Origin of the sequence: Nostoc commune NIES-4072, assembly GCF_003113895.1 — a bacterium.
GTDB lineage: Bacteria > Cyanobacteriota > Cyanobacteriia > Cyanobacteriales > Nostocaceae > Nostoc > Nostoc commune.
In genome coordinates this window covers 5,514,516-5,527,225 of sequence record NZ_BDUD01000001.1, presented here as the reverse complement: position 1 = coordinate 5,527,225, position 12,710 = coordinate 5,514,516, and the positions used below count along the sequence as shown (strand labels likewise).

The following is a 12,710-nucleotide window of genomic DNA, read 5'->3' as shown; positions in this document are numbered from 1 at the left end:
CTAAACTTCCGGTAACCAAATAATAAACGTAGTTCCCGGTGCATCGGTTGAAGTTATCTTAGAGTTGATTGCAGGGCTGAAAACCTCGATTTCGCCCTGCATTTGCTCTATTAATTGTTTTGCGATCGCTAACCCCAAACCAGTACCGGGGATTTCTGTTTGCGCTTGTACACCCCGATAATGCCGTTCTCCAAGATGTTCTAAATCTTGGGGCGGAATGCCAGGCCCGTTGTCACTAATGACAATTCCCTGAAAATTAGCCTTTTCTTGCCCCGCCTGAATTAAAATTTTGCCACCAGTGGGAGTGTATTTCAAAGCATTATCAATAATGTTAGTTAATACCTCTCGTAATGCTTTGACGTTGGCACGTACTAGGGGTGAATTCTGTTGTATTTCAGTTATTAGTTTTAGCTTTCGCTCTTGGGCGATCGCTTTGGCTGATATTAATAATGGTTCTAATATATCTGCTAAAGAGCAGTCAACTGCTTTATCTCCTGTTCCCGGCAATAATAGCGGCGGTTTAGCATCTTTTTGAATAGTTGCTTCTACAAATACTTCTTCAGGAAGATGTAGTGGTGCTAAATCTGCCTCTGTCAAATCAATTACTTGATCAAATTGTTGCAGCAATTCTTGGAGGCGATCGCTTTCCCGCACAATACTATTTGCCACATTTCGGTTTGTGTCTGCTGGTCTGAGCCTTTTCAATAGCAGTTTACCAAAAGTCCGCAATGCTGTTAATGGGTTACGAAACTGATGCAACAGATTATCTAGCAAATCTCGCTGTTTTTCTTGAAGAACTTGTTGCTCATGTAACTGCTGCTCAAACCATGCTCGCCGTTGATCTAAAATACAAGCGATCGCCAGTGTTTGGGCTATGCGTTGAATCTGACTTTCTTCGTGTTCATTCCATCCCCGATCTTCCCTACCCGTCACTAATAACCCCATCATCACACCCTCATAAACCAGAGGTAAAACAATTTGGTTACCACTAAATAAATATTCCTCTTTTAGATGCGGTTGAGACGCATCTGGGATCTCAGACTCCGGTGACGAGGTTGGAGATTCTGATCCTGCTGTCAATAACCTTCTCTGTTGATTGGGTAATATAAACACATTTCCAACTTGAAGTTGTTTGTGTACTGTCGCTTCAGCAGTCTCTTCCCCTGCTGGTAATAATGCTGTTTCGGGGTAGATTACTACAGGAATCAGTTTGGCCTCACCCGAAGGAGTCTCTACCAATTCTTGCGTCAGGTACACAATACTTAAAGTTGCTCCCAGCCCTTGGGTTAGTAGCGCTATTTGCTCTCGACATAAAGCAAGAAAATCGGAACTGGCAGACATTAACATTTTTTAGCTTTTGCTCAAGATTACAGATTTTGAGGCATGATAAAGAAAAGATACTTAGTTTTTACCTCACCTATTTAATAAAGCTTAACTAAAATCTTCTACATGAAAGGTTTGTACCAAGGGATTATATCCTTAGGTTATTTTGTTTTCCCTATCTCCAAAGATATTAATTTTCTTAAATTAAAAGGTTAAAAACTATTGATATTTTGAACTAGAACCTATATAATGACGACTGATTTTGTAGCTATCACTACAATCTATAGCTTGAAAGAGGAGGACAATAGATTGGCAAGGAGACGCAAAAGGAAAAGTCGTCGTCGTCAGGAAGGACGGCGAATTTTGGAACATGTGCCTCAATATAGCATCGAAAGTGGCGAAGAAAAACCTGTGACAGCAGCGAGAAGATTCATTCAAGCTGAAGGTATTTTGCCACCTGCGTTGCTACTCGTAAAGCGAAATGAACACACCACAGACCGTTATTTCTGGGCAGAAAAGGGACTCTTTGGTGCTCAATACGTAGAGGAAAACCATTTCTTGTTTCCTAGCTTGAGGGTGTTAGAACCTTCGCCAGGTCAAGAACCTCTTGCTTTAGCTAGTCGGTGAACCATAAACAGTCATCTTAGGCATTGAATGTGGCTCCTAACTATCATTAACTGGCAAAATTGCTAAGTTTATGCAAAATTTAATTTTTTTTTAGTTTGGAGCTGATTTGCTCTTTAAGGCTAGTCCAGGTAGTTGGAATATCAACTTGTGTCAAACCACGCTAGATTGCATGGATTGATACTATTTTGAAGATGCAGGGAGTGGGTATAGAGCCAAGCGCCTCCAAAAGCGCTAGTGAAGTTGGGTTTTATGCCGTAAATTGTTAAACCTTGCTCTGTCAACAAATTTAAGTTAATGAATTTAAATTTTTCCCCACTACTTTTGTCGTGGGGAAAATTGACAAAGCAGAAGTCTTAATTTGCTCCTTCCTACTTTCCAGTGCCTAAAGAGTAGGTCAGATCAGAAGTCTGCATATCATAGTTAAGAGATGGTCATAAAAACCAACAATTATTCAGCAGCCTTGAGCTGTAGAATCCTCTGTAACTCGCCCAGTTCATCTCGATGGGCGACTACAGTGATTTTACTTGAGGAGGTTTGTTCGCTCTGAGTTGTTTCTACTTTGAGCGACACCTTCTCAAGTCTTCCAGATTTTTTCCAATAAAATAGACCACTCAAAGGCGACAGCAGTACCATAGGCAGAACAAAGGTACTGAAATTAGGAAAAAGCAGGTACACGACTAGTAATAGAGAAACAATACCAGTCGCTGCCAGCAGAGTTAAAAATATAGCTAAAAACCAACTGGGGCGAACATTACCTTCAAAAGTCACTTGGTTTTGTTCTCGGTCTACCTGTGCTACTCGGTAAGACCGCGAACGAAAATACTCTTTTAATTGAGACATTAAAGCAGCTTCGTCTTGCTCAGATACCAGTTGTGCTGTTTCTATGCGGTCTTTAGTCGAGGCACGAATAAAGAAAAACAGCCCAACTGATAACAACAAGGTTAGCAGGAACGTAGATGGCAAAATAGCAGTATCCATAACTAATTGTTATTGTTTGACTGGAGGAGACTTATTCATTATCAATTATTCGTTACTTTGTCCTCTTGTTGATGTAGTCAAGCCATTGAAAAGCTAAATCCTGCGCTTGAACGTGCCATTCTGGAGAAACTTGGTACATTCGCCTGGGGCGTCCTCGTCCTTCGAGTTTCTTCCAATATCCAGTAATTGCCCTTTCATCTTCCAGAAATTTGATTGCACTATAAAGTACGGTATCCGAAAGTCTATAGGTTGGATATTCAGTTTCTAATCGCTCAATCAACTCGGTTCCGTAAGATTCACCTTGTAATAAAACAGACAGTATGTAACAAACTGCTACTTCCTGACAAAGGTAAGTTGGCGGAGGATTCTCAAAGAATTGATATATATCCTCAAGTTTCATGGTTAGTGAATGGCTAAAAAAATGCCTTAGGGTAGGGTCTACAATCCTTGTAGCCAGTATATAGTGCTACTGATAAGTGAGTAATATATAAAGCTACTTAGACTAGATATCCATTGCGTAAATAGGAAATAGTTACCCACGCCTGTGAAGTTGTGGGACGAGTTTGCGAGTTTTAGGGGCACAAAATAGTGTATCCCTACTCAAGCTCGATACGGGTGGTGAGGAGCGAACAGACAGTGGCAAAGTCACTATCTTGGTGTTAAGTGATGCCGAGCTAGTTAGAACTGCTGAAGCAATAAAATGCCATCGAAGAAATTTTACAGGTAAAATGCTATTTTGTCTGTAAAAGTTCATAAACACTTTGTTTTCCAGTGATTTTCCCAATGCGAATTCTGAAAGCTTACGCTAAAGGAGATGTCTGGGTTAAAGCTGCTACGGCAGTGAAAACACTTAAGTTGTAACCATTACTGATTTCCTGCATCAGAGAATCTCTTGTCTCTTATGGCAGGTGTGATAGTAAATTTATCAAAGAAGACCTCAAGCAGGAGAAACAACACCTGACAATTCAGGTTATATGGAAAAGCCCACGAAAAATTTAACCCCCTAGTCCCTTTCCCGCTTCCTAAAGCAGGAAAATTCAAAGTCTCTCCTTTTAAAAGAGAGAAATAGAAGTGAGGTTTTCTAGATGCCGTGAAAAGTCAGAAAGAAGGCCGGGAAGCTTGGGAAAAGTACTCTCCGTGTCTTTGTGTCCTCTTCCGTGCCCCTTGATCAAGCGCCCAGCAAATTGGTATCACTACTATGTCACAAACTCCCGATGCCCCATCATCTTCCTCAACTCTACGGGCAATTGCCCAAATATTTCGTCTTTTAGGTTGGAGTAGCTTCTGGATTCAGTTAGCTTTAGGTGTAGTTTCTGGCGTAATTTTGCTGGCAAACAGCCTTTTTGGTCGGAATATTGGTAGTACTAATAATGCGGGAACAGGTTTTGGTGTCTTATTAGAAGTTTGTGGACTTTTGGCATTGGGTGGAGGCATTTATTTAGCTTACCGTTACACCAGAATTGGCAATCAACTCCAATCTTCTAATCCCAGCAACCGCCCCCGGAAAAGTGAGACTGTACAAGTGTTACGCTTAGGATTATGGGTTAATTTGGCGGGAATATTGTTAACTCTATTAGGGGCGCAAGCAATTGTAGGTAGTTTTACGCTTAGGGCTTTGTCTCAAGGTCAATTAATATTTTCTGCCCAAGCTAATCAAGCGATTATCAGTGGTTTAGATATGTTTGTGGTTTTAGCAAATATCCAGACCTTACAAGCCCACTTTGCTGGACTGTTAGCATCACTTTGGCTACTCAATCGCATCAACCGACTTTAGTTTAGGAGTCAAAAGTCAAGAATTACTAGGTTCTTCTCTCCTTATCCCCCTCTTTTGACTTGGGTGCATAATTGGCTATATGCTGCTGAAATGTTGACTGGAAGATAATAGGCTAAAAACTGAGAAAAATCTGTGCTGGATATCAAGCAAATACGGGAAAATCCGCAATTAGTTCAAGAACGATTGGATAGTCGTAGTGGTAAATACGACATCGAACCGATTTTACAATTAGATCGGCAACAACGGGAACTTGAGGGAACGCGCAGTCAACTCCAAGCTCGTAGCAACGAAATTGGTAAAATTGTCGGGCAAAAGATTAAATCTGGGATAAATCCTCAAGACCCAGAAATTCAAGCTTTGCGGGATGAAGGTAACTCTGTCAAAGCTACGTTGAGTGAACTGGAACCCCAAGAAAAAGACCTTAAAGCTAAAATTGCTCAACTTGTGTTAGCACTTCCTAACTTACCAAGCGACTCTACACCCCTTGGTAAAAATGAGGAAGATAACGTAGAAGTGCGGCGTTGGGGTGATGAGTACATTCCCCAAAATCCGAATATTCTCCCTCACTGGGAAATTGGCGAAAAGCTAGGTATTCTCAATGTTGAACGGGCTGTGAAAGTTGCCCAAAGTCGCTTTGTGACATTGATAGGCGCTGGTGCGGCATTGGAAAGGGCTTTAATTCAATTTATGCTGTCTCTCCATACTCAAGCGGGTTATGTGGAAGTCAGTCCGCCTCTATTAGTTAATACCGAGTCTTTGACGGCGACTGGTCAGTTACCCAAGTTTGCGGAAGAAAGCTTTAAATGCGCTGATGATGATTTGTGGCTGATTCCAACGGCGGAGGTTCCAGTTACAAATCTTTATCGAGGTGAAATTCTCGCTGCTGAAAACTTACCTATTTATCACTGTGCTTTTACTCCCTGTTTTCGCCGCGAGGCTGGTAGCTATGGGCGCGATATGCGGGGATTAATTCGCCTCCATCAATTTAACAAGGTGGAAATGGTGAAATTTGTCGAACCCAGCACATCTTTTGATGAACTGGAGAAATTGGTAGGGAATGCAGAAGCAATTTTACAGGCGTTGAAGTTGCCTTACCGAGTAGTAAATTTAAGTACTGGAGATTTGGGATTTGCCTCTACCAAAACTTATGATTTAGAGGTTTGGTTGCCTTCTTCTGGCAAATACCGCGAAATTTCTAGCTGTTCCAATACTATAGATTTCCAGGCGCGACGGGCTGATATTCGCTTCAAAGAGGCGGGGAAGAAAGGCACTCAGTTCGTACATACCCTCAATGGTTCAGGTTTGGCTGTGGGACGGACTATGGCAGCAATTTTGGAGAATTATCAACAACCTGATGGGACGGTAAGGATACCAGAAGCGCTGCAACCTTATTTGGGACGTGAAGTATTGTAATTAGTCCTTTGTCTTTTACCAATGCCCCATGCCCAATGCCCAATGCCCAATGCCCAATGCCCAATGCCCAATTAGAATGGAGATAACTATAGCTTAATATTTTCACTAATTTACTCTATGTCAGTTTTAGCAGCGATCGCAGTTTTGGCTGTTTTAATCTTGGTACACGAGTTGGGACATTTTGTTGCAGCCCGTTCTCAAGGCATTCTCGTTAACCGCTTTTCTTTGGGTTTTGGCCCAGTTCTTCTTAAGTATCAAGGAAAGCAAACTGAATATGCTGTCCGCGCCTTTCCCTTGGGCGGCTTTGTGGGCTTTCCCGATGATGACCCCGATAGCGATGTTCCACCCAATGACCCAAATCTACTACGTAACCGTCCAGTTTTAGACAGGGCGATTGTTATCAGTGCCGGAGTCATCGCAAATTTAATATTTGCCTATTTAGTGTTGGTTCTGCAATTGGGTATCGTCGGTATTCCCAAGGAATTAACCTATAAAGCTGGTGTCGCCGTACAGCCTGTTAATCAGGAATCTGTTGCTTATCAAGCAGGAATTCGGGAAGGAGATATTATTCTGGCTGTTAACGGTCAAGAACTCCCGGCTTCTGAAAAGTCAACTCCGTTGCTGACAAAAGAAATTCAAACTCATCCCAATCAGCAAATCGAACTGAAAATTCTGCGTGATAACCAACAACAAACTCTGAAATTAACGCCAAAACTGGGAGCCGATGGTAAAGGAGTAGTTGGTGTAGCACTTAGTCCCAATGCTACAGCAGTTTATCGCCGTCCTAATAGTCCTTTTGAAATTTTTGGCATTGCTGCTAACAGGTTTCAACAATTATTTGTTGGTACACTCAGTGGTTTTGGGCAGTTAATTACCAACTTTCAACAAACTGCCGGACAAGTTTCTGGGCCAGTTAATATTGTCAAAATCGGTGCAAAATTAGCTGAAGACAATAGCGCAAATCTGTTGTCTTTTGCGGCAATTATCAGCATTAACTTGGCTATTATCAATATTTTGCCTTTGCCAGCTTTGGATGGCGGACAACTCGCTTTTCTGCTGATTGAAGGTTTACGCGGTAAGCCTGTACCAGCCCGGATTCAAGAAGGTGTAATGCAAACCGGTTTGGTGTTACTCTTAGGGTTAGGAATTTTTCTGATAGTCAAAGAAACTACTCAATTAACTAGCCAATTGGAGTGGGTACAAAAATTATTCCAGTGAAAATAGGGAGTGGGGAGTAGGGAGTGGGGAATAGGGAAAAGGAAGTTTTACCTTTGAAGCAACGGGCGATAGAAATTTTAGCTCGGCTAAAGCGTCTTTATCCAGATGCTACTTGCTCTTTGAACTACTCAACGCCAGTACAATTGTTGGTGGCAACGATTCTCTCGGCTCAGTGTACTGATGAGCGGGTGAATAAGGTTACACCAGCTTTATTTGATCGGTTTCCTGATGCTGAGAGTTTAGCGATCGCTGACTTGGTAGAATTAGAAGACTTGGTGCGTTCAACAGGGTTTTATCGCAATAAAGCTAAGAACATTCAAGCTGCCTGTCGGATGATTGTTAGCGAATTTGACTCTGTTGTGCCTAACCAAATGGAGCAATTATTAAAGCTTCCAGGTGTGGCGCGGAAAACAGCCAATGTAGTTTTGGGTCATGCTTATGGCATTAATGTTGGAGTGACGGTAGATACTCACGTTAAGCGCCTTAGCGAACGTTTGGGTTTAACCCAAGAAAAAGACCCCGTTCGGATTGAGCAAGATTTAATGGTTTTATTGCCTCAGCCTGATTGGGAGAATTGGTCAATTCGGCTGATTTATCACGGTCGTGCTATTTGTAAAGCACGCTCTCCCGTGTGCATTGCTTGTGAACTTGCCGATTTATGTCCTACTGCTAATAAACCAGTGGTTGTAGGGTAAGCGACACAAGTAACCCCAGAATTGATGGATAAACTGTAGAATGGAAAACGGTGTCTTTAAATAAGTTAGAGAATATATGGCAAAAAAGAGCATGATTGAGCGCGAGAAAAAGCGCACTAGGTTGATAGAAAAGTATGCTGACAAGCGGGAAGCTCTTTTGGAAGAGTTCAGAAGTGCAGCATCTCCCCTAGATAAGCTAGAAGTCCACCGGAAGATTCAACAGCTACCCCGGAATAGTGCGCCCACCCGCCACCGCAATCGTTGCTGGTTGACTGGTCGTTCTAGAGGTGTTTACCGCGATTTTGGACTGTCTCGGAACGTGCTGAGAGAATGGGCGCATGAAGGCCTTTTGCCTGGAGTTGTTAAGTCTAGTTGGTAAAAAGTTATGAGTGATGAGTTATGAGTGATGAGTTATTAATTGAGACAAACCTAACTCCTAACTCCTAACTTCTAACTCCTAACTATTTATTATTGACCACAACACTTATCAATTCCCAGACTTTCTAAGAGTAGATCGCTGACGGCGTTAGCGATCGCAAACTCTCCATAGAAGCTATTGGAAAAATCATACGACTGCATCTCTGTGACAATGGCAATTACCAGAGAGCCAAGGTCGTTTTCTCCTTCCATCCGTTGACGCACAAAAATCTGTGCGGCTCGTTGGGCAATGTTTTGGTTAACTGCTTCGGGGATAAATTCTGTATCTAGCCAGCGTTGTAAGCGTTCTCGTAACCATTCACCTTCGAGAAGAGGGTTTTCGGGTGGTGGTAGGGTAATGGGGGGAATTGGTTGAGTCATTTTTTTTATTTTAAACGCAGAGGGGCGCGGAGGAAAACGCAGAGGAACGCGGAGGATGGTTGATAGGATCAAATGGCGTTTCTAAGAGTGTTTTTTTATATTTATTTATGGAATATGATATCGCGGCTATTGTTGAGGGTTATGCACAAGGCTATTTTCTCATGGCTGATGAGTGCGATCGCCTGAGTTGGTACGGAAGTCGCGATCGAACTTTTATTCCTTTGGATGAACGGTTTCGCTACCCTAAGTCTTTGCAGCGTGTCCTGAATCAAGAACGTTTTAGTGTGGCTATTAATCGGGACTTTCAAGCTGTGGTGGCTGGGTGTGCTGACAGAGAGACAACTTGGATTTCACCGGAATTACAAAAGATTTACTGGCTACTTTACCAGAGTGGTTATGCTTTTAGTTTTGAAACTTGGCAGGGTGACGAGTTAGCTGGGGGAATTTTAGGGATTGTTATTGGTGGGGCTTTCATTGGCGAGTCGATGTTTTACCGGATTCCTGAAGGCTCGAAGGTAGCGATGGTAAAGTTGGTGGAAAGATTGCGTCAGAGGAAATTTGTGTTTTTTGATGGCCAAATGATGAATCCACATTTGGAGAGGTTTGGGGCTTATCGGGTTGGGGATGAAGAATATCAAGTTTTACTTAAGCAAGCATTGGAACGTCGCTGTTTTTTACTATAAAAATAAATGGATTTCTCATTCATCTGCAATAAGCGATAATGGACTTAACTGTTTATGTATTGTTCATTGAGCCTTCATGCAGTTTGAGTGGGACGAAACAAAGAATCTTGAAAATATTCGTAAACATCGAATTGATTTTGCAGATGTCCCCGGAATGTTTAATAATTCCATGCTGATTGAGCTTGATGAGCGTTTTGATTATGGCGAAGATCGCTGGATCGGAATGGGCTTTTTAGGCAACGGTGTAGCGGTTGTCGTTTGGACAGAACGCCAGAACAACATAGTCCGCATTATCTCAGCACGAAGGGCAAACCGATATGAGCGTCAACGACTTGAACAATACCTCACGTACTGATTGGGCTGCATTAGAGGCGATGACGGATGAGGACATTGATTACTCAGACATCCCACCATTGAGCGATGAGTTTTTTGAAAATGCCACGCTGAGGATTCCCGCAACACGAGCTAGTGACCTGATTGAGTTAGATTCAGAAGTGATAACGTGGTTTCGTAAACAAGGTGCAGAGTACAAAACACTGATTAACTCAGTTTTGCGCCGTTACATTGAAAACAGTGGCGATCAAGGCGCAAGCTAACAATAACTTTACAGCGAACGGTCTACCACTTACTTTTAAAATATAAGGTTGGGTAGAAGGATGGACTTACCCAACATATTCTTGCACTCACAATCTTAAATATTCCAGAATGAGAAGTGCGATCGCAGGATTTATCATTCATTTGAAATAAGCGATAATAATTAACTATTTGTGTATTATTCATTAAAGCTTCATGATTGTAATTGTAGACAAAATCCATGCCCAGGAAAATTCGGGAATTAAAAGCTCAAATTGGGTGTGAAGGATTCGTTTATCTGCCTAAGCGTGGTAAAGGTAGTCATGAGCGTTGGCTACATCCTTTACTCAAAAAAACGCTAACAATTCCTGGTAAGGATGGAGACGATGTGCCAATCTACCTAGAAAAACAGTTCGCAAGTTTATTGACTGAACTCCAAGAGTTAAGGGAGAAGAAGGATTTATGAATCGATACAGTATGATTCTTCAATGGTCTGATGAAGATCAGCTTTTCCTAGTCACAATTCCAGAGTTTGCCGATCGCGTTATTATGCCTTGCACTCATGGCAAAACTCGTGAGGAAGCTATTCGTAATGGCGAAGAAGTGATTGAAATGTACTTGGAAGCTTGGCAAGTAGAAGGTGAATCTATTCCTGAACCTAGCACGCTGCAAATTGCCTGATTACCAAGCAATTCAATAATTGCAACTAAGAAGCACCTATAGGACTCATATTTGATTTTTGAACAAAACTCAGTACACCTTTATTCCTTCTTCCCAGTCCCCAGTCCCCAATCCCCAGCCCCTTACCTCTACGAGTTGACGTTTCTTGGGCTACCCTAAAAATACAATCGGTAAACTAGCCTTGTTATGAGTGTTGTAATCTCAGACGAAATTCTCCAAGCATCTCATCTCACCCCAAGCGAGTTTTGTCAAGAAATTGCGCTGTTCCTATTCCAGACAGGACGCTTAACGATAGGCTACGCCAGTCAGCTAGCGGATATGCAACCCAATAGTTTTCGCCAACTCCTCAAGCAGCGAAACATCCCTCTCTACTCCTATGAGGTAGAGGATTTTGAATTGGATTTGAAAAATCTGCGAGAACTTGGAAGGCTGTGATTGTTATCAGCGATACGTCAGCAATCACAAATTTGGCAGCAATTCAACACTTGCAACTTCTGCCTCAACTCTACACTCAAGTCACCATTCCCGAAGCGGTATATTGTGAGCTTACCGATATCGATCCTCCCGTTCCTGGAACCTCTGAAGTTCAAACTGCTTCTTGGCTGGAAATTCGACAAGTTGCAAGCCGTGAGATTGTCGAACGACTTCGATATGAGGTGAGATTAGACGCTGGAGAGTCTGAGGCGATCGCTCTTGCCTTAGAACTGAGTGCTGATTTACTATTGATTGATGAGCGTCGAGGTCGAGCAGAAGCTAATCGCCTGGGGTTGAGGATTACTGGATTGCTGGGTATTTTGATTGAGGCAAAACACCAAAATCTCATCGTTGCTGTCAAACCGTTGATGGATGCCTTGATTACTACATCAGAGTTTAGAGTCTCTCCAACCTTATACAATCAGATTTTAGATATGGTAAATGAAGGTTGAGTAAGCAATATAATCTCTATTAGATGGATAGAGCGATCGCTCAATGCAGAATATTCTTGGTAACTTTAGTTTGGCTTTAATCGGGAGATAGAATTTCAATACGAGAAAGTACTAACCAATTAGTAATTGCACTTATGCAAATTATCAAAATTCATAAATATTTTTTATTATTTATTTTTTGCTAATATTTATTAGTTTTTCTACCTCCAGAGCTTTTTCTTGTAAATCTAAATCTCGATAAATTTGCAAACTTTCGGCTAAAAACTGGATAGCCATTGTTTCTGCACCTGGTTGATTTTTTTGGGTACGTTTGAGGTAAATTTCGCCCAACAACTTGTGTGCTGAGGCTTCTAGTTTTTGACGGTTATACTCTTGAAAAATTTGCAGACATTTTTGAGCAATTTCTTCGCTATAATTCAGGTTTTCTAAAGCTTCTATCTCTAGATAAGCACGAGCCATATCGAGAGATTCCTCAGCTTTATTTACTGTTTGCCCTAGTTCATCAAAATAGGTTAAGCCTCTGGAATAATACTCTTCAACTAGAGCAGCTTTTTCTAGAATCGATATGTCTTGGTTAGGTAATAAACGTAGACGTTGTGAGTAGAGTAAACCAAGAGTAGTGTAGTTGTAAGCAAGGTTTTCTTGATATTCGCCTGCGGTATTTATTTCTCTAGCTTGGCAAAGATTTTTTTCAGCTTCTGCAAGTAAATCAACTATTTTTGTTGAATCTAAATGATGATTTGCTAATAAGCATTGGCAAGAAGCAAGTTGTCGATAACATATAGCTACATTTTTATTTTTGCCTAATTGTTGATAAAGGTCGAGGCTTTGTTGAAAGTAATTGATGGCTTGTTCGGATTTACCCCAATCTTTATAAATCCTTCCTAATTGCCGATAAGCATCAGCAATATTAACTTGGTCATCCAACTGCTGACGGATGGCTAAATCTTGATTTTGACACTCAAGAGCTTGTTCGTATTTACCCCATTTTCGATAGCAATTCCCTAGCCAGTTCCACAGA

18 protein-coding genes are annotated in these 12,710 nt (G+C 41.7%); 13 read left to right on the top strand and 5 right to left on the bottom strand.

Annotation, left to right across the window (positions count from 1 at the left end; translation table 11 throughout):
- Positions 1 to 1,347 carry a sensor histidine kinase gene (locus CDC33_RS24560; protein ID WP_109011135.1) on the bottom strand — a complete coding sequence of 449 codons (1,347 nt, stop codon included), beginning with the start codon at positions 1,345 to 1,347 and terminating at the stop codon, positions 1 to 3.
- Between the two features lie 285 nt (positions 1,348 to 1,632).
- Between CDC33_RS24560 and CDC33_RS24555 the strand changes: the two genes are divergently transcribed.
- Positions 1,633 to 1,950, top strand: a complete 318-nt coding sequence (locus CDC33_RS24555; RefSeq protein ID WP_041566316.1) for a DUF3155 domain-containing protein — start codon at positions 1,633 to 1,635, stop codon at positions 1,948 to 1,950.
- Between the two features lie 447 nt (positions 1,951 to 2,397).
- Here the strand turns inward: CDC33_RS24555 and CDC33_RS24550 are convergent, their stop codons facing one another.
- Both CDC33_RS24550 and CDC33_RS24545 read right to left on the bottom strand, forming a co-directional pair.
- Entirely contained in the window at positions 2,398 to 2,928 is a 531-nt protein-coding gene (locus tag CDC33_RS24550; protein WP_109011134.1) for a cofactor assembly of complex C subunit B, read from the bottom strand.
- 52 nt (positions 2,929 to 2,980) lie between these two features.
- On the bottom strand, positions 2,981 to 3,328 hold the full coding sequence (locus CDC33_RS24545; RefSeq protein WP_109011133.1) for a PadR family transcriptional regulator: 348 nt from the start codon (positions 3,326 to 3,328) through the stop codon (positions 2,981 to 2,983).
- A gap of 798 nt (positions 3,329 to 4,126) precedes the next feature.
- Here CDC33_RS24545 and CDC33_RS24540 point away from each other — a divergent pair.
- From CDC33_RS24540 to rpsN, 5 genes are all read left to right on the top strand, one after another.
- Positions 4,127 to 4,702: a DUF3611 family protein gene (locus CDC33_RS24540; RefSeq protein WP_109011132.1), complete on the top strand. Its 576-nt coding sequence runs from the start codon at positions 4,127 to 4,129 to the stop codon at positions 4,700 to 4,702.
- A 132-nt stretch (positions 4,703 to 4,834) separates the two neighbouring features.
- Positions 4,835 to 6,115 (top strand): serine--tRNA ligase, encoded by a 1,281-nt coding sequence (serS, locus tag CDC33_RS24535; RefSeq protein WP_109011131.1) that lies wholly within the window; start codon positions 4,835 to 4,837, stop codon positions 6,113 to 6,115.
- Positions 6,116 to 6,232: 117 nt separating this feature from the next.
- Positions 6,233 to 7,333, top strand: coding sequence for an RIP metalloprotease RseP (gene rseP / locus CDC33_RS24525; RefSeq protein ID WP_109011129.1), 1,101 nt, complete (start codon positions 6,233 to 6,235; stop codon positions 7,331 to 7,333).
- Positions 7,334 to 7,356: 23 nt separating this feature from the next.
- Entirely contained in the window at positions 7,357 to 8,028 is a 672-nt protein-coding gene (gene nth / locus CDC33_RS24520; protein WP_109011128.1) for an endonuclease III, read from the top strand.
- A gap of 76 nt (positions 8,029 to 8,104) precedes the next feature.
- Positions 8,105 to 8,407 (top strand): 30S ribosomal protein S14, encoded by a 303-nt coding sequence (rpsN, locus tag CDC33_RS24515; RefSeq protein WP_109011127.1) that lies wholly within the window; start codon positions 8,105 to 8,107, stop codon positions 8,405 to 8,407.
- 89 nt (positions 8,408 to 8,496) lie between these two features.
- Here the strand turns inward: rpsN and CDC33_RS24510 are convergent, their stop codons facing one another.
- A complete protein-coding gene (locus CDC33_RS24510) occupies positions 8,497 to 8,826 on the bottom strand; it encodes a DUF8822 family protein (protein WP_012410384.1) in 330 nt (109 codons plus the stop codon).
- Positions 8,827 to 8,933: 107 nt separating this feature from the next.
- Between CDC33_RS24510 and aat the strand changes: the two genes are divergently transcribed.
- The 7 genes from aat to CDC33_RS24475 all read left to right on the top strand — a co-directional run bounded on the left by aat (position 8,934) and on the right by CDC33_RS24475 (position 11,689).
- Positions 8,934 to 9,509, top strand: a complete 576-nt coding sequence (gene aat / locus CDC33_RS24505) for a leucyl/phenylalanyl-tRNA--protein transferase (RefSeq protein WP_109011126.1) — start codon at positions 8,934 to 8,936, stop codon at positions 9,507 to 9,509.
- 76 nt (positions 9,510 to 9,585) lie between these two features.
- Entirely contained in the window at positions 9,586 to 9,864 is a 279-nt protein-coding gene (locus CDC33_RS24500) for a BrnT family toxin (protein WP_109011125.1), read from the top strand.
- A complete protein-coding gene (locus tag CDC33_RS24495) occupies positions 9,827 to 10,105 on the top strand; it encodes a BrnA antitoxin family protein (protein ID WP_109011124.1) in 279 nt (92 codons plus the stop codon). The genes CDC33_RS24500 and CDC33_RS24495 overlap by 38 nt, the downstream gene beginning before the upstream one ends.
- A 218-nt stretch (positions 10,106 to 10,323) precedes the next feature.
- Positions 10,324 to 10,548 (top strand): type II toxin-antitoxin system HicA family toxin, encoded by a 225-nt coding sequence (locus CDC33_RS24490; protein ID WP_109011123.1) that lies wholly within the window; start codon positions 10,324 to 10,326, stop codon positions 10,546 to 10,548.
- Positions 10,545 to 10,763, top strand: coding sequence for a type II toxin-antitoxin system HicB family antitoxin (locus tag CDC33_RS24485; protein ID WP_100899697.1), 219 nt, complete (start codon positions 10,545 to 10,547; stop codon positions 10,761 to 10,763). The genes CDC33_RS24490 and CDC33_RS24485 overlap by 4 nt, the downstream gene beginning before the upstream one ends.
- 186 nt (positions 10,764 to 10,949) lie before the next feature.
- Positions 10,950 to 11,198 (top strand): UPF0175 family protein, encoded by a 249-nt coding sequence (locus tag CDC33_RS24480; protein ID WP_109011122.1) that lies wholly within the window; start codon positions 10,950 to 10,952, stop codon positions 11,196 to 11,198.
- Positions 11,195 to 11,689 carry a PIN domain-containing protein gene (locus tag CDC33_RS24475; protein WP_109011121.1) on the top strand — a complete coding sequence of 165 codons (495 nt, stop codon included), beginning with the start codon at positions 11,195 to 11,197 and terminating at the stop codon, positions 11,687 to 11,689. Before CDC33_RS24480 ends, CDC33_RS24475 begins: the two co-directional genes overlap by 4 nt.
- Before the next feature lie 171 nt (positions 11,690 to 11,860).
- On the opposite strand, the gene CDC33_RS24470 is transcribed toward CDC33_RS24475, so the two are convergent.
- Positions 11,861 to 12,710, bottom strand: an 850-nt coding sequence (locus CDC33_RS24470) for a tetratricopeptide repeat protein (protein WP_146195890.1), incomplete at its 5' end; no start/stop codon positions are given.

What these genes read in the sequence shown, in the direction of transcription:
- CDC33_RS24560 (WP_109011135.1), bottom strand. Translation starts at nt 1,347, where the DNA reads ATGTTAATGTCTGCCAGTTCCGATTTTCTTGCTTTATGTCGAGAGCAA.
- CDC33_RS24550 (WP_109011134.1), bottom strand. Translation starts at nt 2,928, where the DNA reads ATGGATACTGCTATTTTGCCATCTACGTTCCTGCTAACCTTGTTGTTA.
- CDC33_RS24545 (WP_109011133.1), bottom strand. Translation starts at nt 3,328, where the DNA reads ATGAAACTTGAGGATATATATCAATTCTTTGAGAATCCTCCGCCAACT.
- CDC33_RS24540 (WP_109011132.1), top strand. Translation starts at nt 4,127, where the DNA reads ATGTCACAAACTCCCGATGCCCCATCATCTTCCTCAACTCTACGGGCA.
- rseP (WP_109011129.1), top strand. Translation starts at nt 6,233, where the DNA reads ATGTCAGTTTTAGCAGCGATCGCAGTTTTGGCTGTTTTAATCTTGGTA.
- rpsN (WP_109011127.1), top strand. Translation starts at nt 8,105, where the DNA reads ATGGCAAAAAAGAGCATGATTGAGCGCGAGAAAAAGCGCACTAGGTTG.
- CDC33_RS24510 (WP_012410384.1), bottom strand. Translation starts at nt 8,826, where the DNA reads ATGACTCAACCAATTCCCCCCATTACCCTACCACCACCCGAAAACCCT.
- aat (WP_109011126.1), top strand. Translation starts at nt 8,934, where the DNA reads ATGGAATATGATATCGCGGCTATTGTTGAGGGTTATGCACAAGGCTAT.
- CDC33_RS24500 (WP_109011125.1), top strand. Translation starts at nt 9,586, where the DNA reads ATGCAGTTTGAGTGGGACGAAACAAAGAATCTTGAAAATATTCGTAAA.
- CDC33_RS24495 (WP_109011124.1), top strand. Translation starts at nt 9,827, where the DNA reads ATGAGCGTCAACGACTTGAACAATACCTCACGTACTGATTGGGCTGCA.
- CDC33_RS24490 (WP_109011123.1), top strand. Translation starts at nt 10,324, where the DNA reads ATGCCCAGGAAAATTCGGGAATTAAAAGCTCAAATTGGGTGTGAAGGA.
- CDC33_RS24485 (WP_100899697.1), top strand. Translation starts at nt 10,545, where the DNA reads ATGAATCGATACAGTATGATTCTTCAATGGTCTGATGAAGATCAGCTT.
- CDC33_RS24480 (WP_109011122.1), top strand. Translation starts at nt 10,950, where the DNA reads ATGAGTGTTGTAATCTCAGACGAAATTCTCCAAGCATCTCATCTCACC.